13 protein-coding genes are annotated in these 21,955 nt (G+C 65.7%); 8 read left to right on the top strand and 5 right to left on the bottom strand.

All coding sequences use genetic code 11. The annotated features are described in order from the left end of the window. The first annotated feature begins 15 nt into the window (after window positions 1-15). On the top strand, window positions 16-396 hold the full coding sequence (gene rplL, locus PIB44_RS06025; RefSeq protein WP_025976270.1) for a 50S ribosomal protein L7/L12: 381 nt from the start codon (window positions 16-18) through the stop codon (window positions 394-396). 274 nt (window positions 397-670) lie between these two features. On the opposite strand, the gene PIB44_RS06030 is transcribed toward rplL, so the two are convergent. The 3 genes from PIB44_RS06030 to PIB44_RS06040 form a co-directional block, all read right to left on the bottom strand. Beyond that, window positions 671-2,668: a M61 family metallopeptidase gene (locus PIB44_RS06030; protein WP_278070743.1), complete on the bottom strand. Its 1,998-nt coding sequence runs from the start codon at window positions 2,666-2,668 to the stop codon at window positions 671-673. 232 nt (window positions 2,669-2,900) lie between these two features. After that, entirely contained in the window at window positions 2,901-4,844 is a 1,944-nt protein-coding gene (locus PIB44_RS06035; RefSeq protein ID WP_278070744.1) for a M61 family metallopeptidase, read from the bottom strand. Between the two features lie 302 nt (window positions 4,845-5,146). Further along, window positions 5,147-5,662: an FKBP-type peptidyl-prolyl cis-trans isomerase gene (locus PIB44_RS06040; RefSeq protein WP_278070745.1), complete on the bottom strand. Its 516-nt coding sequence runs from the start codon at window positions 5,660-5,662 to the stop codon at window positions 5,147-5,149. 458 nt (window positions 5,663-6,120) lie between these two features. On the opposite strand from PIB44_RS06040, the gene rpoB reads away from it, so the two are divergent. Continuing rightward, window positions 6,121-10,236 (top strand): DNA-directed RNA polymerase subunit beta, encoded by a 4,116-nt coding sequence (gene rpoB, locus PIB44_RS06045; protein ID WP_253120414.1) that lies wholly within the window; start codon window positions 6,121-6,123, stop codon window positions 10,234-10,236. 99 nt (window positions 10,237-10,335) lie between these two features. Further along, entirely contained in the window at window positions 10,336-14,529 is a 4,194-nt protein-coding gene (rpoC, locus tag PIB44_RS06050) for a DNA-directed RNA polymerase subunit beta' (RefSeq protein ID WP_025976276.1), read from the top strand. Window positions 14,530-14,735: 206 nt separating this feature from the next. Here the strand turns inward: rpoC and PIB44_RS06055 are convergent, their stop codons facing one another. Continuing rightward, window positions 14,736-15,578 (bottom strand): hypothetical protein, encoded by an 843-nt coding sequence (locus PIB44_RS06055; RefSeq protein WP_278070746.1) that lies wholly within the window; start codon window positions 15,576-15,578, stop codon window positions 14,736-14,738. Between the two features lie 370 nt (window positions 15,579-15,948). Here PIB44_RS06055 and rpsL point away from each other — a divergent pair, with 370 nt between their 5' ends. The 4 genes from rpsL to tuf all read left to right on the top strand — a co-directional run bounded on the left by rpsL (window position 15,949) and on the right by tuf (window position 20,365). Continuing rightward, window positions 15,949-16,323, top strand: coding sequence for a 30S ribosomal protein S12 (gene rpsL, locus PIB44_RS06060; RefSeq protein ID WP_003165508.1), 375 nt, complete (start codon window positions 15,949-15,951; stop codon window positions 16,321-16,323). A 39-nt stretch (window positions 16,324-16,362) separates the two neighbouring features. Further along, the gene (rpsG, locus tag PIB44_RS06065) at window positions 16,363-16,836 is read left to right on the top strand and encodes a 30S ribosomal protein S7 (protein ID WP_025976278.1); all 474 of its coding nucleotides are present in this window, start codon (window positions 16,363-16,365) and stop codon (window positions 16,834-16,836) included. Between the two features lie 148 nt (window positions 16,837-16,984). Continuing rightward, complete coding sequence (fusA, locus tag PIB44_RS06070) at window positions 16,985-19,063, top strand: elongation factor G (protein ID WP_278070747.1); 2,079 nt, start codon at window positions 16,985-16,987, stop codon at window positions 19,061-19,063. A gap of 111 nt (window positions 19,064-19,174) precedes the next feature. Next, window positions 19,175-20,365 carry an elongation factor Tu gene (gene tuf / locus PIB44_RS06075; RefSeq protein ID WP_064108282.1) on the top strand — a complete coding sequence of 397 codons (1,191 nt, stop codon included), beginning with the start codon at window positions 19,175-19,177 and terminating at the stop codon, window positions 20,363-20,365. A gap of 109 nt (window positions 20,366-20,474) precedes the next feature. Here tuf and PIB44_RS06080 read toward each other — a convergent pair whose 3' ends face one another. Further along, window positions 20,475-20,639 carry a hypothetical protein gene (locus tag PIB44_RS06080; protein WP_278070748.1) on the bottom strand — a complete coding sequence of 55 codons (165 nt, stop codon included), beginning with the start codon at window positions 20,637-20,639 and terminating at the stop codon, window positions 20,475-20,477. Between the two features lie 147 nt (window positions 20,640-20,786). On the opposite strand from PIB44_RS06080, the gene PIB44_RS06085 reads away from it, so the two are divergent. Beyond that, window positions 20,787-21,920 (top strand): GNAT family N-acetyltransferase, encoded by a 1,134-nt coding sequence (locus PIB44_RS06085; RefSeq protein ID WP_278070749.1) that lies wholly within the window; start codon window positions 20,787-20,789, stop codon window positions 21,918-21,920. Window positions 21,921-21,955 lie beyond the last annotated feature (35 nt).

Genomic DNA, 21,955 nt, shown 5'->3' on the forward strand with positions numbered 1-21,955 from the left:
CGAAGGAAGACTAAAATGGCTGATCTCGCCAAAATCGTTGAAGAACTGTCGGCCCTGACCGTCCTGGAAGCCGCTGAACTGTCGAAGCTGCTGGAAGACAAGTGGGGCGTCTCGGCTGCTGCTCCGGTCGCCGTCGCTGCTGTCGCCGGCGCCGCTGCTCCGGCTGAAGCCGCTGAAGAGCAAACCGAGTTCACCGTTGTCCTGGTTGACGGCGGCGACAAGAAGATCAACGTCATCAAGGAAGTCCGCGGCGTCCGCACCGACCTGGGTCTGAAGGAAGCCAAGGACCTGGTCGAAGGCGCTCCGCAGCCGGTCGTCGAGAACGTCTCGAAGCAAGCTGCTGAAGAGCTGAAGAAGAAGCTGGAAGAAGCCGGCGCCAAGGTCGAAATCAAGTAAGATTTCGGATCTGGCCTCTGGTTCGCCAGAGACAGCTTTCAAAGCAAGACGGGCCGGAGGGAAACCTCCGGCCCGTTTTCTTTTGGGCGGTAAAGATATGCGCTGCGTTTTTCCCTCCCCGTCCCGGGGAGGGTGGCTGAGGCCGGTAGGGCGAGCCGGGTGCGACGAGGCTCTTAGGACGCCGAGGTCGGGATCGCCTGGCCGCCCCCACCCGGTCTGCGCTTCGCTTCGACCACCCTCCCCGAGACGGGGAGGGAGAGGCGTTCTGCGCGGATTACCGCCGGCGCGGGCTGAGGATGTCGCCCAGCCGATCCGGCGTGCCGGGAATGCGCTCCAGGCGCGGATAACGCAGGCCGTCGTGATAGTCGAACGCGACCGTGCGATAGCGGTCGCCGTTCTTGAGCAGCAGGCGGATCGGGGCGTCGGTTCCCTTGGCGGCGGTGACGGCGTCGCGCAGTTTCTCGGCCGAGGCGGCGACATCGTTGACGGCGACCAGCTCCCAGCCCGGCCCGATGTCGGCTTCGAAGGCGCGGCCGCCCCAGCGGATGCCGGTCAGCTTGTTCGAGGACGACAGGGTGAAGCCCAGGGAATACTGGAAATCGTTGGCCCAGCCCGACTGGACGCGCTTTTCATCGGCGGTCAGGCTGTCGGTGTAGGTGAGGCGGTAGCCGCCGCGGGTCAGACCGTCCAGCGGCGCCTTGGCGTCGGGGCCGTTGGCGTCCAGGCGCTTGCGCAGGAAGGCCGCCCAGTCATGCGGATGGACGGCGTTCAGCGCCGCGACCACGTCGTCGAAGACATAGCCGCGCGGCGCCCACGAGCCGTCGTCGCCGCCGAAGAAGCCCTTGGCGAAGTCATCCAGCGACTTCTTGCCGCCCGTCGCCTCGCGGATCAGGGTGTCGGCGTCCAGCCAGATCAGCAGGGCCTCGCGGTAGTAGTCGCCGGTGCCGCGCATCCACGAGGAATAGGGGTTCGAGGTGCGATAGCCGAGCAGATTGTGGTTGTTCGTATCCTGCAGCGGACGCCATTCGCGGCCCGGCTGATTGTCGTAGAAGGCGGCGACTTCGGCGAAGCTGGTCAGGATGTCGGCCTTGGAGGCCAGGCCCGAGCGCGCCGTCAGGACGTCGCCCCAGTATTCGGTCTGGCCCTCATAGACCCACAGCAAAGTGTTCTGCGTCGGGATGTTGTGGTTGGCGGTCAGTTCGTCGGCCGGGCGCTGGCGCTTGCCGTTCCAGGCGTGGGTGAACTCGTGCGGCAGCAGGCCGACGGCGCCCATGCTCTTGCCCCAGTTGGTGAAGAAGTCGGCCGGGACCGAGTTCTCTGACGAGCGGTGATGCTCCAGTCCGATGCCGCCCAGCTTTGACGTCGCCGCCAGCAGGAAGTCGTAGCGGTCATAGGGGCGGGCGCCGAACAGACGGTCGGTCTGGGTCACCAGATTTTCTAACCAGCCCAGTTGCTCGGCCGTGGGCGCCAGATCCTTGGCCGTATCGGCGATGATGTTCAGGTGCACGGCGCCTTCGCCGTCGCCCCGGCGCGGGTCGATGGCGATGCGCTGGAAGTGGGCGCCGCCGAACAGGGGGCTGTCGATCAGGGTGTAGAGGTCGGTCGGCTTGAACGTGGCCAAACCGTCGACGAAGCTTTCGGTGTCGAGGGCGACGCCGTATTTCCAGCCCCGCGGCAGGCGGATCGACGGGGCGAAGGTGATGCCGGTCGAGCGATAGCCCGCCGGATAGAGCAGGGCCTTCTCCCACTGCAGATTGACCATCTCGGGCGTCATTACGACGCGCCAGGTGGAGTTGTCGGGCTGGGTCAGCCACTGGACGTTGACGGTGATCTCGCTAACGCCCTGCGGCACGTCGAGGTGGAAGGCGTAGGGGTCGATTGTGTCGCGCAGCCAGTCGATGCGCTGTCCGCCGCCTTGGACCGTCACGCCAGAGACCAGCTGGATCGGGCCGGTGGCGGCGTGGTTGCCGGGCAAGAACTTCGGATAGAGCAGGACAAGATGGCCGGGCTGGACCGGGATGGTCTGGCGCACGCGGACGATCTTCTTCTCGACGTCGGTGGCGTCCACCTCATAGCGGATGACGCCAGGATAGGCCTCGGCGGTCGGCGCCGGGATCGGCGGCAGGGCGCGCGGAAGGGCCAAGGGCGTGTTCTGCGGCGTCGGTGCGGCGGGCGCCTGCGGGCCGGTCCATTGCTGGGCGAGGGCGGTCGAGGCGGCCGAGGTCAGCAGCAGGGCGAGGGCGGCGGCGGGCAGGCGTCGGGTGATGATCATACTGTTCTCGTAACCTTTCTCCCCTCGGGGGAGAAGGTGGGCGGCGACGGAGCGCGACCTTCTCCCTCCCCTTCATGGGGAGGGTGGTCGCAGCGAAGCGGAGACCGTGTGGGGAGGGCTTGGCGATGCAGGGCGCCGGCGCTTGATCAGCCTTGCCGCCCCCGCCCGGCTTCGGCCTGACGGCCTCAGCCACCCTCCCCATGAAGGGGAGGGAGAGACGCCGCGCGTGGCTTTACCGCCGGCGCGGAGCCAGAATCTCGCCCAGCCGATCCGGCGTGCCTTCGATGCGCTCCAGGTGCGGGTAGCGCAGGCCGTCGTGGTAGTCGAAGCGCACCGTCTTGAAGACGTCGCCGTTCTTCAGGATCAGCTCGATCGACTCCGACGATCCCTTGGCGGCGGTGACGGCCTCCTTCAGCGCGTCGGCCGAGGCAGCGCGGCCGCCGACGGCGACGACTTCCCAGCCCGAGGTCAGGCCCTGCTCGAACGCCGGGCCGCCCCACAGGACGGAGGTGATCTTGTTCGCCTTGTTCATCATGAAGCCGAGCGAATAGGTGAAGTCGTTGCGGCCCAGTTCCTTATACAGGGCGCCCATGTAGCCGGACGGCTCCTCCTTGAAGACCAGGCGGTAGCCGCCGCGCTCGATGCCGTCCAAGGGACCGCGCGAGCCGGGGCCGACCGCGTCCAGCCGCTCGCGCAGGAAGGCGGCCCAGTCGTTGGCCTGCACCCCGTTCAGGGTCGAGGTCACGTCGGCGAAGGTGTAGGGGGCTGGATCCCAGTTCCCGTCCTCGACGCCGAAGAAGGCCTTGGCGAAGTCGTCCAGCGATCGCTTTCCGCTCGTCTGCTCTCGGATCAGGGTGTCGGCGTCCAGCCAGATCAGGGAGCCCTCGCGGTAATAGTCCTCGCTGCGCTGATAGGAGCCCCACGGCTGCGGGCGGCGCTGGCTGATGATCGGGTCGTTGGTGGTGTCCTGCATGGCGCGCCACTGGCGGCCGGGGATGTTCTGGAAGCTGGCGGCGCTCATGGCCAGCACGTCCAGCGCCTGCTGCTTGCTCATCAGGCCGGCGCGCGCGGTCAGGACCAGGCCCCAATACTGCGTCTGGCCCTCATAGACCCACATGAGCGAGTTTTGCAGCGGCTCGTTCAGATTGGGCGTCAGCTGGTCGGCCGGGCGGCGCCACTTGCCGTTCCAGCTGTGGGTGTATTCGTGGCCCAGCAGATCGCGGTCGGCCAGGGTCGCCTCGCGGTCGGTGAAATACTTCACGTCGACGCTGTTCTCGGACGAGCGGTGATGCTCCAGGCCGATGCCGCCCAGCTTGTCGGTCACGGCCAGCAGGAAGTCGTAGTGGTTGAAGTGGCGCGCGCCGAACAGGCGGTCGGCCTGCTGGACCAGATTGCGGTGAAGCTGGATGTGCTCGTCGCTGGCTTCCAGCATCTTGGCGTCATCGGCCACGACGTTCAGGCGCACCGGCGAACGGCCGCCCGGATCCAGGTCGATCTGGCGATAGTGGGCGCCCGCAAAGACCGGGCTGTCGGCCAGATGCTCCAGCGTGATGGGGGCGAAGGTGGCCAGGCCGTTCTCGAAGCTGACGGTGTCGAGCCCGGCGCCGTAGTTCCAGCCCTGCGGCAGCTTCAGCGTCGGCTGGAAGGTGATCTGGCGCGAGTAATAGCCCGCAGGATAGAGCAGGGCCTTTTCCCACTGGATGTTCAGCATCTCGGGCGTGACGACGACGCGGCCCTGAGCACCCTCAATCGGCGTCAGCCACTGGAAGGCGACATCGACCTCGCTCACCCCGGCCGGAACCTCGATCTGATAGGCCCAGGGCTGGACGGTGTTGCGCACCCATTCCAGCCGCTGGCCGTTGGCGGTGAAGGTCAGGCCGCCGACGTTGGCGACTGGGCCGACTGGTCCGTGGTTGCCGGGAATCCACTGGGGATAGAAGAGGACCAGCGGGCCGGGGCCGCTGACGGGGATGGTCTGGCGCACCTGGATCAGGCGCCGGTCGATGTCGGTGGCGTCGACATGCAGCTTGATGACACCGGGATAGGCTTCGTCCTTGGCGGCCGGAATCGGCGCGAGCGCGACGGGAAGGGCGGGCGTGCCGACCTGGGCCAGCGCGGGCGCGCCCACTGCGAACAGGAGGACCGAGGCGCTGGCGGCCAGGAGGAAACGTTGCATGACGGCTATCTCAGGACGGCCGCCCCCACGCGACCTCGACAAGGAGGCGCAGACGACAGCGTGTCGCCGGCGTCGTCAAGACGAATGACGATTCTGTGTCGGCGCGTGGCGTGACGCCGTGGCTCCTATCCCGTTCATCCCGGCGGACGCCGAGATCCAGTGAGAGCCTCGCACTGAGACATATCCGCCGAGCGGGGCGCCTGAAGCCAAAGCACTGAGTCCCGGCGTCCGCCGGGATGAGCGGGGACTTAAAGTCCACTACCTACATTTGACGGAAGGCCGCGCACATGACGGCCTACCCGTCAGCCCTGCGGGTTCACGTCCAGCAGTTCGACCGTGAAGCGCAGCGCCGAGTTGGCGGGGATTTCCGTTCCCATCCAGCGCGAGCCGTAAGCCAGGTCGGCGGGGATGACGAACTCATAGGTCTCGCCCTCGCGCATCAGAGCCACGCCCTCGGTCCAGCCCTTGATGACGCGGTTCAGGGGGAAGGTCGCAGGCTCGTTGCGCGAATAGGAGCTGTCGAACTCGCGCCCGTCGATGAAGGTGCCGCGATAGTGGACCTTGACCGTGTCGGTCGCGGTCGGCTGCGCGCCGTTCGGATTGGCCTTGCTGACGAGGCGATATTGCAGGCCCGACGGGGTCGAGGTCCAGCCGCGACGCTGGCTGTTCCACATCAGATAGGCGGCCTGGCCGACCTCCCAATTTTCCTGAGTCGCGGGTCCGACCGCCTCGCGCAGGCCGGGGTAGCCGACATCGGACGTCGAGGCGCAGGCGGCGAGCGATAGGGCGGCGAGGAGGGGCAGGGCGATGTGCTTCATAACGCAAGGCTTATCATATCAGCGTCATCGCGCCAGATGATTGAGCGAACGCCCCGCTCTTGTCATCCTGGAAGACGCATAGCGGCTATCCGGGACCGCCGGAAGCGCCGCGTCTTGGGCGGTCCCGGCTCCGCGCGGCTGGGCCGCATGGCCGGGATGACGGTCCAGGATCAGATTATGCACAGGGCCTTTATTTCGCCGAAGAAGGGCGTATATATGCGCGCTTCGCAGATTCCATGAATCCCGCGCGAAAGCGCCGAGGCCCGGTTTGTCGCCCTCCGACCGGTGCGAAGGCGTCGCCCCTCCCCAAGGGGGCGGATACATCCAGGCGTCCTGATCCGCGTGAGGATCGAGGGTGGACGCCGAGAGACATTTAACGGTCACGGATCGCCGGTCGGCGCGCCGTGGCTGCTGCATTGAGAGCGGGCCTCGCAAGGGGCCGCGATTGGGAAAACAGAATGGCCAAGTCCACCGACGGTCTCGCCTTGGGTAAGATCGCTGCCGCCACGTCGTTTACCGGCAAGAAGCGCATTCGCTACAGCTTCGGGCGCATCCCCGAAGCCGTGCAGATGCCGAACCTGATCGAGGTTCAGCGCGCTTCCTATGAGCAGTTCCTGCAGCGCGAGTCGCGTCCGGGCCTGCGCAACGACGAGGGCATCGAGGCGGTCTTCAAGTCGGTGTTCCCGATCAAGGACTTCAACGAGCGCGCCGTCCTGGAATACGTCTCCTACGAGTTCGAGGACCCGAAGTACGACGTTGAGGAATGCATCCAGCGCGACATGACCTATGCCGCGCCGCTGAAGGTCAAGCTGCGCCTGATCGTCTTTGAGACCGAGGAAGAAACGGGCGCCCGTTCGGTCAAGGACATCAAGGAGCAGGACGTCTACATGGGCGACATCCCGCTCATGACGGACAAGGGCACCTTCATCGTCAACGGCACCGAGCGCGTGATCGTCTCGCAGATGCACCGTTCGCCGGGCGTCTTCTTCGACCACGACAAGGGCAAGACCCACTCGTCGGGCAAGCTGCTGTTCGCCGCCCGCGTGATCCCGTATCGCGGCTCGTGGCTGGACTTCGAGTTCGACGCCAAGGACATCGTCTACGTCCGTATCGACCGTCGCCGTAAGCTGCCCGCCACCACCTTCCTCTATGCCCTGGGCATGGACGGGGAAGAAATCCTCAAGACCTTCTACGAGACCGTTCCGTACGAGAAGCGCGGCGAAGGCTGGGTCACGCCCTACAAGCCGGAACGCTGGCGTGGCGTGAAGCCGGAGTTCGACCTGGTCGACGCCGACACCGGCGAAGTGGTCGCTCCGGCCGGTCAGAAGATCAGCGCCCGCGCCGCCAAGAAGCTGGCCGACGGCGGTCTGAAGTCGCTGTCGCTGGCGGCTGACGCCCTGCTGACCAAGTATCTGGCCTCTGACGCCGTCAACTATCAGACCGGCGAAATCTACGCCGAGGCGGGCGACGAGCTGGACGCCGCGGCGATCGAGCTGCTGGAAGCCAACGGCTTCACCACCATCGACGTGCTGGACATCGACCACGTCACGGTCGGCGCCTACATGCGCAACACCCTGCGCGTGGACAAGAACACGGGCCGCGAGGACGCCCTGTTCGACGTCTATCGCGTCATGCGCCCGGGCGAGCCGCCGACGCCGGAAGCGGCCGAGGCCATGTTCAACTCCCTGTTCTTCGACGCCGAGCGCTACGACCTGTCGGCCGTGGGCCGCGTGAAGATGAACATGCGTCTGGAAACCCCCGAGGTTTCGGACGAAATCCGCGTCCTGCAGAAGGACGACGTGCTGAAGGTGCTGCAGATCCTGGTCGGCCTGAAGGACGGCCGCGGCGAGATCGACGACATCGACAACCTGGGCAACCGCCGGGTCCGTTCGGTGGGTGAACTGCTGGAAAACCAGTACCGCGTCGGCCTGCTGCGCATGGAGCGCGCCATCAAGGAGCGCATGTCCTCGGTCGATATCGACACGGTCATGCCGCACGACCTGATCAACGCCAAACCGGCCGCCGCCGCGGTGCGTGAATTCTTCGGCTCGTCGCAGCTGTCGCAGTTCATGGACCAGACGAACCCGCTGTCGGAAATCACCCACAAGCGCCGCCTCTCGGCGCTTGGCCCGGGCGGTCTGACGCGTGAGCGCGCGGGCTTCGAAGTCCGCGACGTGCACCCGACGCACTACGGCCGCATCTGCCCGATCGAAACGCCGGAAGGCCCGAACATCGGTCTGATCAACTCGCTGGCCACCCACGCCCGCGTGAACAAGTACGGCTTCATTGAAAGCCCGTACCGTCGCGTGGTCGACGGCAAGGCGACGGACGAGGTGGTCTACATCTCGGCCATGGAAGAGGCGAAGCACGTCATCGCCCAGGCCAACATCGAGCTGAAGGACGGCGAGATCGTCGAGGAGCTGGTGCCGGGCCGGATCAACGGCGATTCCCAGCTGTTGACCAAGGAAGCGGTCGACATGATGGACGTGTCGCCCAAGCAGGTCGTTTCGGTCGCCGCCGCCCTGATCCCGTTCCTGGAAAACGATGACGCCAACCGCGCGCTGATGGGCGCCAACATGCAGCGTCAGGCCGTGCCGCTGGTGAAGTCGGACGCGCCGCTGGTCGGCACCGGCATGGAAGCCGTCGTGGCCGTGGATTCCGGCGCTGTCGTGGTCGCCCGTCGTGAAGGCGTGGTCGAGCAGATCGACGGCACCCGTATCGTCGTGCGCGCCACGGGCGATGTGGAAGCCGGCCGCTCGGGCGTCGACATCTATCGCCTGTCGAAGTTCCAGCGTTCGAACCAGTCGACCTGCATCAACCAGCGCCCGATCGTGCGCGTGGGCGATGCGGTGAAGGCCGGCGACGTCATCGCCGACGGCCCGTCGACGGACCTGGGCGAACTGGCTCTGGGCCGCAACGCCCTGGTCGCCTTCATGCCCTGGAACGGCTACAACTTCGAAGACTCGATCCTGATCTCCGAACGGATCGTGCGCGACGACATCTTCACCTCGATCCACCTGGAAGAGTTCGAGGTCATGGCCCGCGACACCAAGCTGGGCCCGGAAGAGATCACCCGCGACATTCCGAACGTCGGCGAGGAAGCCCTGCGCAACCTCGACGAGGCGGGCATCGTGGCCATCGGCGCCGAAGTCCAGCCGGGCGACATCCTGGTCGGCAAGGTGACGCCGAAGGGCGAGAGCCCGATGACTCCGGAAGAGAAGCTGCTGCGTGCCATTTTCGGCGAGAAGGCTTCGGACGTGCGCGACACCTCGCTGCGCCTGCCGCCCGGCGTCGCCGGCACCATCGTCGACGTGCGCGTGTTTAACCGCCACGGCATCGACAAGGACGAGCGCGCCATGGCCATCGAGCGCGCCGAGATCGAGCGTCTGGGCAAGGACCGCGACGACGAGCTCAAGATCCTTGAGCGCAACGTCTACGGCCGCGTGAAGCCGCTGCTGCTCGGCAAGACCGCCGTGTCCGGCCCGAAGGGCATGGGCCGCGGCGAGGTCACCGAAGAGAAGCTGGCCGAAGTGTCCAAGGGCCTGTGGTGGCAGGTCGCCCTCGACGACGAGAAGGCGATGGGCGAGCTGGAGGCCATGAAGAAGCAGTTCGAGGACGCCCGTAAGGCCCTCGACCGCCGCTTCGAAGACAAGGTCGAGAAGCTGCAGCGCGGCGACGAGATGCCGCCTGGCGTCATGAAGATGGTCAAGGTCTTCGTGGCCGTGAAGCGCAAGCTGCAGCCGGGCGACAAGATGGCCGGCCGTCACGGGAACAAGGGCGTCATCTCCAAGATCCTGCCGATCGAGGACATGCCGTACCTGGAAGACGGCACCCACGTCGACGTGGTGCTGAACCCGCTGGGCGTGCCGTCGCGCATGAACATCGGTCAGATCTTCGAGACCCACCTGGGTTGGGCCGCCGCCGGTCTGGGCAAGCAGATCTCCGGTCTGCTGGAAGCCTGGCAGCACGGCGGTCAGAAGCAGGCTCTGATCGAGCGTCTGACGGAAGTCTATGGCGCCGACACCCCGCTGCCGGACGACGAGGAAGACCTGATCGAGCTGGCGAAGAACCTGTCCAAGGGCGTGCCCTTCGCGACCCCGGTCTTCGACGGCGCGCGCATCTCGGACATCGAGGACCTGCTGGAATCGGCGGGCCTGGACCGTTCGGGCCAGTCGATCCTGTACGACGGTCAGACCGGCGAGCAGTTCAAGCGTCCGGTCACGGTCGGCTACATCTACATGCTGAAGCTGCACCACCTGGTCGACGACAAGATCCACGCCCGTTCGATCGGCCCGTACTCGCTCGTCACCCAGCAGCCGCTGGGCGGTAAGGCGCAGTTCGGCGGTCAGCGCTTCGGGGAAATGGAGGTCTGGGCTCTGGAAGCTTACGGCGCCGCCTACACCCTGCAGGAAATGCTGACGGTGAAGTCGGACGACGTGGCCGGCCGGACCAAGGTCTACGAGGCCATCGTCCGCGGCGACGACAGCTTCGAGGCCGGCATCCCCGAGTCGTTCAACGTGCTCGTGAAGGAAATGCGCTCGCTGGGCCTGAACGTGGAGCTGGAAAACAGCTGATCGGATCAAGCGCCCTTCCTCGCCCCGGCGGGGAAGGGCGGTCCGCCTGTTCTCCTCTCTGAATGATTTTCGCGGGGCATTCCCGCAGAAGGAAAAAAGATGAACCAGGAAGTCCTGAACATCTTCAACCCGGTCCCGGTCACCCCGACCTTCGACCAGATCAAGATCGCCCTGGCCTCGCCGGAGAAGATCCGCTCGTGGTCGTTCGGCGAGATCAAGAAGCCGGAAACCATCAACTACCGCACGTTCAAGCCTGAGCGTGACGGCCTGTTCTGCGCCCGTATCTTTGGCCCGACCAAGGACTACGAATGCCTGTGCGGCAAGTACAAGCGCATGAAGTACAAGGGCATCATCTGCGAGAAGTGCGGCGTTGAGGTCACTCTGGCCCGCGTCCGCCGCGAGCGCATGGGCCACATCGACCTGGCCGCCCCGGTCGCCCACATCTGGTTCCTGAAGTCGCTGCCCAGCCGCATCTCGCTGATGCTGGACATGGCGCTGAAGGACGTGGAACGCGTCCTGTACTTCGAGAACTACATTGTCACCGAGCCGGGCCTGACCCCGCTGAAGCAGAACCAGCTGCTGACGGAAGACGAGTTCTATCACTATCAGGAAGAGTTCGGCGACGACGGCTTCACGGCCGAGATCGGCGCTGAAGCCGTCCGCAACCTGCTGATGGCGATCGACCTGAACGCCGAGGCCGAGAAGCACCGCGCCGAGCTGGCCGACAACCCGTCGGAGCTGAAGGCCAAGAAGGCGTCCAAGCGCCTGAAACTGCTGGAGGCCTTCATCGAGTCGGGCAACAAGCCCGAGTGGATGATCCTGACCATCGTGCCGGTGATCCCGCCCGAGCTGCGCCCGCTGGTGCCGCTGGACGGCGGCCGCTTCGCGACGTCGGACCTGAACGACCTGTATCGCCGGGTCATCAACCGGAACAACCGCCTGAAGCGCCTGATCGAACTGCGCGCGCCGGACATCATCATCCGCAACGAAAAGCGGATGCTGCAGGAGTCGGTCGACGCCCTGTTCGACAACGGCCGTCGCGGCCGCGTGATCACCGGCGCCAACAAGCGTCCGCTGAAGTCGCTGGCCGACATGCTGAAGGGCAAGCAGGGCCGCTTCCGTCAGAACCTGCTGGGCAAGCGCGTCGACTACTCGGGCCGTTCGGTCATCACCGTGGGCCCCGAGCTGAAGCTGCACGAGTGCGGCCTGCCCAAGAAGATGGCGCTGGAGCTGTTCAAGCCCTTCATTTACGCGCGTCTGGACGCCAAGGGCCTGTCGGGCACCGTCAAGCAGTCCAAGCGCATGGTCGAGCGCGAACAGCCCGCCGTCTGGGACATCCTGGACGAGGTCATCCGCGAGCACCCGGTTCTGCTGAACCGCGCCCCGACGCTGCACCGTCTGGGCATCCAGGCGTTCGAGCCCAAGCTGATCGAGGGCAAGGCCATCCGCCTGCACCCGCTGGTCTGTACGGCGTTCAACGCTGACTTCGACGGCGACCAGATGGCCGTGCACGTCCCGCTGAGCCTCGAGGCCCAGCTGGAAGCGCGCGTGCTGATGATGTCGACGAACAACATCCTGTCGCCCGCCAACGGCAAGCCGATCATCGTGCCGTCGCAGGACATCGTCCTGGGCCTGTACTACCTGTCGCTGGTCAAGGAAGGTCAGCCGGGCGAGGGCAAGCTGTTCGCCAACATGGGCGAAATCGACGCGGCGCTGGACGCCCGTGTCGTGACCCTGCACACCAAGATCAAGGCGCGCTGGACCGAGATGAACTCGGAAGGCGAAGTCGTGACCAAGGTGATCGACACCACGCCGGGCCGGATGAAGCTGGGCGCTCTGCTGCCGCTCAACGCCAACATCGGCTACAACCTTCTGGACAAGAACCTGACCAAGAAGGAAATCGGCAACCTGATCGATCAGGTCTATCGCCACTGCGGTCAGAAGGCGACGGTCATCTTCGCCGACCAGATGATGCAGATGGGCTTCCGCGAGGCGGCCAAGGCCGGCATCTCGGTGGGCAAGGACGACATCGTCATCCCGGCCAAGAAGGAACAGCTGGTCAACGAAACCCGCACGCAGGTCGAGGAGTACGAGCAACAGTACGCCGACGGCCTGATCACCAAGGGCGAGAAGTACAACAAGGTCGTCGACGCCTGGGCCAAGGCTACGGACAAGATCGCCGATGAGATGATGGGCGAAATCGCCCAGCCGCGCGTCCTGATCAAGGGTCAGGAGCCGGACATCAACTCGGTCTATATGATGGCCAACTCGGGCGCCCGTGGTTCGCAGGCGCAGATGAAGCAGCTGGGCGGGATGCGCGGCCTGATGGCCAAGCCCTCGGGCGAGATCATCGAGACGCCGATTATCTCGAACTTCAAGGAAGGCCTGACCGTCCTTGAATACTTCAACTCCACCCACGGCGCCCGTAAGGGTCTGGCCGACACCGCGCTGAAGACCGCCAACTCGGGTTACCTGACCCGTCGTCTGGTGGACGTGGCGCAGGACTCCATCGTCACCGAGGAAGACTGCGGCTCGACGCGCGGCATCACCCTGCGCGCCGTGGTCGAAGGCGGCGACGTGCTCGTCTCGCTGGGCCAGCGCGTCCTGGGCCGTTACGCGGCCGAGGACATCAAGGAGCCGGGCGGCGAAGTCCTGTTCCCTGCCGATACCTATCTGCAGGAAGAGGAAGTCGAGCTGATCGACAAGGTGGGCGTCCAGTCCATCAAGGTCCGTTCGGCCCTGACTTGTGAAGCCGACACCGGCATCTGTGCGACCTGCTATGGCCGCGATTTGGCGCGCGGCACCAACGTCAACATCGGCGAAGCGGTCGGCGTCATCGCCGCCCAGTCGATCGGCGAGCCGGGCACCCAGCTGACGATGCGGACCTTCCACATCGGCGGTACAGCCCAGGTGGCGGAAACCTCCTTCTTCGAGGCGACCAACGCCGGCGTCATCAAGGTCGTCGGGCCGACCGTTATCGCCGCCCACGGCGATCCGGTGGCCATGAGCCGCAACGTCGTGGTCACCGTGACCGTCGACGGCAAGGACCGCGAATCCTACAAGGTGCCTTACGGCGCGCGCCTGCGCGTCAAGGAAGGCTCCGAAGTGGCCAAGAACCAGCGCCTGGCCGAGTGGGACCCCTACACCACCCCGATCCTGACGGAAGTCGGCGGCGTGGTGCGCTTCGAGGACCTGGTCGACGGCCTGTCCGTCAAGGAAGAGACCGACGAGGCCACGGGCATCGCCCAGCGCGTCGTCTCCGACTGGCGCGCCAGCCCGCGCGGCGCGGACCTGCGTCCGGCCATGGGCGTCACCCAGGGCGACAGCTACGCCAAGCTGTCGAGCGGTTCTGACGCGCGCTATCTGCTGCCCGTCGGCGCCATTCTGTCGGTGGCCAACGGCGACGAGGTCAAGCCGGGCGACATCGTCGCGCGTATCCCGACCGAAGGCGCCAAGACCCGCGACATCACCGGCGGTCTGCCGCGCGTGGCCGAACTGTTCGAAGCTCGTCGTCCGAAGGACTGCGCGGTCATCGCCGAGATGGACGGCCGCGTCGAATTCGGTCGCGACTACAAGAACAAGCGCCGCATCAAGATCACCCCGGAGCCCGATGCCGACGGCAACCAGGGCGAAGCGGTCGAGTTCCTGATCCCGAAGGGCAAGCACATCTCCGTCCACGACGGCGATCTGATCCAGAAGGGCGACTACATCATCGACGGCAACCCGGATCCGCACGACCTGCTGCGCATCCAGGGCGTCGAGGCGCTGGCCGAGTATCTGGTGAACGAAGTGCAGGAGGTCTACCGACTGCAGGGCGTGCCGATCAACGACAAGCACATCGAGGTGATCGTTCGCCAGATGCTGCAGAAGGTCGAGGTCATCGACTCCGGCGAAACCACCCTGATCCGTGGCGACACGGTCGAAGTGGCTGAAGCCGCTGTCGAAAACGCCAAGGTGGAGAAGCGTGGCGGCCGTCTGGCGATCACGCAGCCGGTCCTGCTGGGCATCACCAAGGCGTCGCTGCAGACCCGCAGCTTCATCTCGGCGGCGTCGTTCCAGGAGACCACCCGCGTCCTCACCGAGGCTTCGGTCCACGGCAAGAAGGACATGTTGGAAGGCCTGAAGGAAAACGTCATCGTCGGCCGCCTGATCCCGGCCGGCACCGGCGCCTACCTGCGCAGCCTGCAGAAGATCGCCAACGAGCGCGACGCTGTGCTGACCCAAGCCCGCGAAGAGGCGGTCGAGCCGCTTCCCGCGGATCTGGCCCTGGAGTTGGAACAGTCGGCCGACTGATCCGGGTTCAGACCTGAAAGACTGAAGAGGGCGGCGTCGAAAGGCGCCGCTCTTTTTTGTTGGCCTATCGCGCCTTGCGCTGCTTGAGGCCGTTTGTTTGGCCTATCGCGCCTTGCGCTGCTTGAGGCCGTTTGTCGGCCTACCGCGCCTTGCGCTACTTGAGGCTGTTGGGCGTGGCGAGCTCATGGGGGCCGTGTGCTGGAAGCCTACTGCGGCCGCATCGGCTCGCGGGGGCCGGCGGCGCCGGGCGTCATCGGGCGGCCTGAGGCGGGGGCGCCGTCGCGGCGGGTCCGGACATTGCGGCTGGAGTCCATCTGCATCGAGGAATCCAGATGGGCGCCCGCGCAGCCCGTGCCGAAGTTGGAGCCGGGGCAGTCCTGCGGCGCCAGGACGCCGACGCCCCCGCTGAGCGGGCGGCGCTTGGCCTCATAGCGTTGCAGCTCGCGCGCGCCTTCGCGAGCGAAACGGGCGTCGCGCTCTGAATTGCCGCTGCCGGTGATGGGGCGACGCGCCGCAGCCTCGGCGGCGCGCTCGTTGAACCGCTCGTCGCAGAGGGCCCGTTCGGCGCGGGTCAGCAGTTCCGGCGAGCGGCAGCCGACCGGAGAGGTGCGCAGGGCGCGCGCCGTGGCGGCGGCCTGGCTTTCGGGCGTCACCTGCCAAGGATCGGCGGCTTGCGCGGCGGGCGGGGCGGGCGCGCCCTCGGGGGCTTCGCGGGCCAGGCGCGGCGCCGGCGGCGCGGGGCGTTCGGCGGCGCTAAGAGCGGGCGCCGTTTCGCGGCTGACCGGACCCGCAGGGCGGACCTGCGGCGCGGGGGCTGGGGCGACGGCGGGCAGGCGCGGCCGCTCATCGGGCAGAAGAGGGCGCGGCTCTATATCGAGATAGACGACCGGAAGCGTGGTTGTGACCAGATTCGGCGCCGGTCTGACGGTCTGGAAGGCAAGGGGGGCCAGCAGCAGGCCGTGGATCAGCACCGAGACGCCGATCGTGGCCGCGCGTTGTCGGCCCGACGGGCGGCCCAAGGTCAATCTGTCCAGAACCGCGACGGTCATGCGACCTCCCCATCCCTCAATGAGAACATGGCTTTGCAAGCGTGGCGATATGTGGGCGGAGCGCTGAACAGGACGAACGGCGTGCGATAAGGCTGGCGCCTCTGCGAATCTCTTGACCTGTTAACGGATCGCGCGTAGAAGCCGCGCACTTTCGAGAGGTGGGCGGTTCGCCGTTCGCTCAGATCGTGACAATCGAACGGACGGGCTGCGCCCGCCGGAACGCCCGAAGCGCGCGTTCCGGTTTTTCTGTTTGGGCGTCTCGTTCGGCTCGATAACACCCGGGCGGGGCTTCGGTCCCGTTCAAAAGAAGGCTCATGAGGCGCTCCGGTCGAAAGACACACGCCTCCACATCGAAAAGAGACGAATTCGAATGCCCACGATCAACCAGCTGATCCGCAAGCCCCGCAAGCCGAAGCCGGTCCGCAACAAGGTCCCGGCCCTGGAGGGTTCGCCCCAGCGCCGCGGCGTCTGCACCCGCGTCTACACCACGACCCCGAAGAAGCCGAACTCGGCTCTGCGTAAGGTCGCCAAGGTCCGTCTGGCCAAGAACGGCGTCGAAGCCGTGTGCTACATCCCCGGCGAAGGCCACAACCTGCAGGAGCACTCGGTCGTGCTGATCCGCGGCGGCCGCGTTAAGGACTTGCCCGGCGTTCGCTACCACATCCTGCGCGGCGTGCTCGACACCCAGGGCGTCAAGGACCGCAAGCAGCGTCGTTCGCACTACGGCGCCAAGCGTCCGAAGTAATTCGCTCCTAGCGCCCTACAGATTTAAGAGGATACATCCATGTCCCGTCGTCACCGCGCTCAGAAGCGTGAAGTTCTGCCGGATCCGAAGTTTGGCGACCTGGTGGTCACCAAGTTCATGAACTACGTCATGTACGAAGGTAAGAAGGCCGTCGCCGAAAACATCGTTTACGGCGCCTTCGACATCCTGGCTGACAAGAAGAAGGAGCAGACTGCGGTCGAGACCTTCCACGCTGCGCTGGAAAACGTCGCTCCGGCCGTCGAAGTTCGTTCGCGTCGCGTCGGCGGCGCCACCTATCAGGTGCCGGTCGAGGTCCGTCCGGACCGTCGTCGCGCCCTGGCCATCCGTTGGCTGGTCAACGCTGCGCGCAACCGCGGCGAGAACACCATGACCGAAAAGCTGGCCGCCGAGCTGCTGGACGCCTCGAACAACCGTGGCACCGCCGTCAAGAAGCGCGAAGACACCCACAAGATGGCCGAAGCCAACCGCGCCTTCAGCCACTACCGCTGGTAACGTCTTAAAACCGTCCCTCTTCTTCGGATAATGGGACGGTCGCCAATCAGACGATCCGGCGCGGGCGTTCAGACTGAACCGCCCGCGCCGTCATATCCGACATCCCAGGGCGCTCGCGCGTCCGCGAAGCTCCCGGAAGGCAAATCCAATGCCCCGCACACATAAAATCGAAGACTACCGCAACTTCGGCATCATGGCCCACATCGACGCGGGCAAGACGACGACGACCGAGCGGATCCTGTTCTACACCGGCAAGAACCACAAAATGGGCGAGACGCACGATGGCGCGTCCACCATGGACTGGATGGACCAGGAGCAGGAACGCGGCATCACCATCACGTCGGCCGCGACGACCGCCTTCTGGAAAGAGAAGCGCCTCAACATCATCGACACCCCTGGCCACGTGGACTTCACCATTGAAGTCGAGCGTTCGCTGCGCGTGCTCGACGGCGCCGTGACCGTTCTGGACGGCAACGCCGGTGTCGAGCCGCAGACGGAAACCGTCTGGCGCCAGGCCGACAAGTACAAGGTTCCGCGCATCGTCTTCGTCAACAAGATGGACAAGATCGGCGCCGACTTCGAGAAGTCGGTCGAGTCGATCCGCGACCGTCTGGGCGCCAAGGCTGTGCCGATCCAACTGCCGATCGGTTCGGAATCGAACCTGAAGGGCGTGATCGACCTGGTCGAGATGAAGGCCCTGGTCTGGGAAACCGACCAAGTCGGCGCCTCGGCCGATGTGCGCGACATCCCGGCTGACCTGGCCGACGCCGCCGCCGAAGCCCGCCAGTACCTGGTCGACAACGCCGTCGAGATCGACGACGAGGCCATGGAGGCCTACCTGGGCGGCGAAGAGCCGTCGGTGGAAGTGCTGAAGCGCTGCATCCGCAAGGCCGTCATCTCGGGCGCCTTCTATCCGATCCTGTGCGGCTCGGCCTTCAAGAACAAGGGCGTGCAGCCCCTGCTGGACGCCGTCGTCGACTACCTGCCGTCGCCGGTGGACATCCCCGCTATCCCGGGCATCGACTTCAAGACCGAAGAGCCGACCTCGCGTCAGGCTTCGGACGATGAAGCCCTGTCGGTCCTGGCGTTCAAGATCATGGACGACCCCTTCGTCGGCTCGATCACCTTCTGCCGCATCTACTCGGGCAAGATGGAAACCGGTCAGTCGCTGCTGAACTCGTCGCGCGACAAGCGTGAGCGCGTCGGCCGCATGCTGCTGATGCACTCGAACAACCGTGAAGACATCAAGGAAGCCTACGCCGGCGACATCGTCGCCCTGGCCGGCCTGAAGGAAACCCGCACCGGCGACACCCTGTGTGATCCGCTGAAGTCGCCGGTCATCCTCGAGAAGATGGAATTCCCGGCGCCGGTGATCGAGATCGCCGTCGAGCCCAAGACCAAGGCCGACCAAGAGAAGCTGGGCGTCGCCCTGGCCAAGCTGGCTTCGGAAGATCCGTCCTTCACCGTCTCGACCGACCACGAGTCGGGCCAGACGATCCTGAAGGGCATGGGCGAGCTGCACCTGGACATCAAGATCGACATCCTGAAGCGCACCTACAAGGTCGAAGCGACCATCGGCGCGCCGCAGGTGGCCTATCGCGAATCCATCAGCCGCAAGGCCGAGATCGACTACACCCACAAGAAGCAGACCGGCGGTACGGGCCAGTTCGCCCGCGTCAAGCTGGTGTTCGAGCCGGGCGAGCCGGGTTCGGACTTCGTCTTCGAGTCGGCCATCGTCGGCGGCGCCGTGCCCAAGGAATACATCCCGGGCGTGGAAAAGGGCCTGAAGTCGGCCAAGGACAACGGCCTGCTGGCCGGCTTCCCGGTCATCGACGTCAAGGCGACCCTGATCGACGGCGCCTTCCACGACGTCGACTCCTCGGTGCTGGCGTTTGAAATCGCTTCGCGGGCCGCGTTCCGCGAACTGAAGGAGAAGGGCGGACCGAAGCTGCTCGAGCCGATCATGGCCGTCGAGGTCGTGACCCCGGAAGAGTACCTGGGCTCGATCATCGGCGACCTGAACGGCCGTCGCGGCATGATCCAGGGTCAGGACATGCGCGGCAACGCCGTCGTCGTGAACGCCTTCGTGCCGCTGGCCAACATGTTCGGCTATGTGAACACGCTGCGCGGCATGTCGCAGGGCCGCGCCCAGTTCACCATGCAGTACGACCACTATGAAGCGGTGCCGCAACACGTCGCCGACGAAGTGATCAAGAAGTACGCCTAAATCCGTCTTTCCGACGGACGCACTTGAAAACGGGGCGGTTTGAGCACAAATCGCCCCACCTATCCCCAAACCCATTTGGACCCCCGCTTTGGGGATTCCAGGAGCTAGAGAATGGCCAAGGAAAAGTTCGAACGCACTAAGCCGCACGTGAACATCGGCACGATCGGCCACGTTGACCACGGCAAGACGACGCTGACGGCGGCGATCTCGATGACGCTGGCGAAGGCCGGCGGCAGCAAGGCGATGAACTACGCCGACATCGACAACGCGCCGGAAGAAAAAGCGCGCGGCATCACGATCAACACGTCGCACGTGGAATATGAGACGGCCAACCGTCACTACGCGCACGTGGACTGCCCGGGCCACGCCGACTACGTGAAGAACATGATCACGGGCGCCGCCCAGATGGACGGCGCGATCCTGGTGTGCTCGGCCGCTGACGGCCCGATGCCGCAGACCCGCGAGCACATCCTGCTGTCCCGTCAGGTCGGCGTTCCGGCCCTGGTGGTGTTCCTGAACAAGGTCGACATGGTCGACGACGAGGAGCTGCTGGAGCTGGTCGAAATGGAAGTGCGCGAGCTGCTCAGCTCGTACCAGTTCCCGGGCGACGACATCCCGGTGATCAAGGGCTCGGCCCTGGCCGCCGTCGAAGACCGCGACCCGCAGATCGGCGAAGAGCGCATCCTGGAGCTGATGGCGGCGGTCGACGCCTACATCCCGCAACCGGAACGCCCGATCGACATGCCGTTCCTGATGCCGGTCGAAGACGTGTTCTCGATCTCGGGCCGCGGCACCGTGGTGACGGGTCGCGTCGAGCGCGGCATCGTCAAGGTCGGTGAAGAAGTCGAAATCGTCGGCATCCGTCCGGTCCAGAAGACGACCTGCACGGGCGTCGAAATGTTCCGCAAGCTGCTGGACCAGGGTCAAGCCGGCGACAACGTGGGCGTGCTGCTGCGCGGCACCAAGCGTGAAGACGTCGAGCGCGGCCAGGTGCTGTGCAAGCCGGGTTCGATCACCCCGCACACCAAGTTCGTGGCTGAAGCCTACATCCTGAACAAGGAAGAAGGCGGCCGTCACACGCCGTTCTTCACGAACTACCGTCCGCAGTTCTACTTCCGCACGACGGACGTGACCGGCATCGTGCGCCTGAAGGAAGGCGTCGAGATGATCATGCCGGGCGACAACGCCGAGCTGGACGTCGAGCTGATCACGCCGATCGCGATGGAAGAGAAGCTGCGCTTCGCCATCCGTGAAGGCGGCCGCACCGTCGGCGCCGGCGTCGTGGCCAAGATCGTCGAGTAATATCGACGTCAGAATGAGCGGGGGCCTCGGCCCTCGCTGGTTCGCCAGTAACGAGTAAGCGTAAGCGTAACAGAGCGGCCCCCGGAGCGATCCGGGGGCCGTCTTGCATTCAGTGGTTCGGTTCGCCGGTCGCGGGGTCGGTTTCGGTGCTGCCGGAGTTGCTGCTGCCTTCGGCGCCTTTCGGTTCGGTCGCGGGGCGCGGCGGATGACCGGCCTTGTCGGGGCGCTGGTTCTCGTTCTCGGTGTCGCGGCTCTTGGGGCGGGGCGTTGTCATGGGGACCTCCTGCCAAGACAATGCCGGGGGCGACAAGAGGCTCCGTCTCTGCGCCCACGCGACTGCGCGCTAACCCCGCCTCAAGAGCTTGGCCTTATCAGGCCGGGATGGAACGGGACTTGCTGTGATCGTTCCGAAGGGAGCGTCATGTCGGAAACACTGTCAGTCGAAATCCGCAGCCTGGCCGAGCTGACGGCCGAGGACGGCGCGCAGTGGAATGACTGGGCGCGCGCGGATCCGGACCTGAGCAGCCCCTATTTCCGCTGGGAGTTCGCACGCACGGCGGGGGCGATCTGTCCCGGCTCGGCCGTGGCTGTCTTCAAACGGGACGGCCGCGTCGTCGGATATTATCCGCATCAGCGCCGGGGCGGGACGATCCAGCCGCTGGCGGCGCCGATGAACGACTATCACGGGGTCATCGGTCCCAAGGATCAGAAGCCCTCGATGCAGGAAGCGGCGCGCCTGCTGGCCGCACCGCGCTTCGCCGCCGCCGCCTGGATCGGCGACGCGCCGGAACAGATGCCCCGTAATAACAGTGTCGTCTCGATCGTGCCGGACGAAGGCGGCTTCGACGCCTGGTACGCGCGGCGCAGGAAGGCCTTTCCGAAATACTTCAAGGACAAGGAGCGTTCGCGGCGGGGGCTGGACGGCGCCTTCAAGACGGTCGAGATCGAGATCTGCCTGCACGATCACGCCCTGCTGGAGCGGCTGATCATCGAAAAGAGCGAACAGTATCGCCGCACCGGTCTGCATGACATTTTCGCCTGCGGCTGGACCGGCCAGGTCCTGCATGCCCTGATGGACTGCGAGGGCGAAGATGGTTTCGGCGCCTCGATGGCGGTGCTGCGGGTGGATGGCCGCGTGGTGGCGATGGAATACTCCATGCACGCGGGGCGTCATTTCCACCTGTGGTTCCCGGTCTATAACCAGGAAGTCGCGCGCTGGTCGCCGGGCATAGTGCTGACGCAGGAGACGATCCGGCTGGGGTCCGAACGGGGCTACCGGACCTTCGACTACGGCGTCGGCGTAGGCGGCTACTACAAGAAATACTACGATGACGGGGGCCTGGTGACCGTCGAAGGCGTCGTGGCCCGGCCCGGCGTGTCCAGGGCCCTGTGCGCCACGATGAGCGCCGCGGTCGGCCTGGCGGGCCGTGACCGGGCGCAGCGTCTGCGCACCAGTACGCGGCGCCGCTGGGCCGTGATCGAGGCGTGTGAAACGAGTTTGACGGGCCGAGCTTCGGGGGCGTTGCGCGCCGCCGTCGACATGGTGCGGAAATAGCGGGCGGCCGGACAGGCCGGTAGAGGAGGAAACGG

It is taken from the genome of Brevundimonas sanguinis (assembly GCF_029636725.1).
Taxonomy (GTDB): domain Bacteria; phylum Pseudomonadota; class Alphaproteobacteria; order Caulobacterales; family Caulobacteraceae; genus Brevundimonas; species Brevundimonas sanguinis.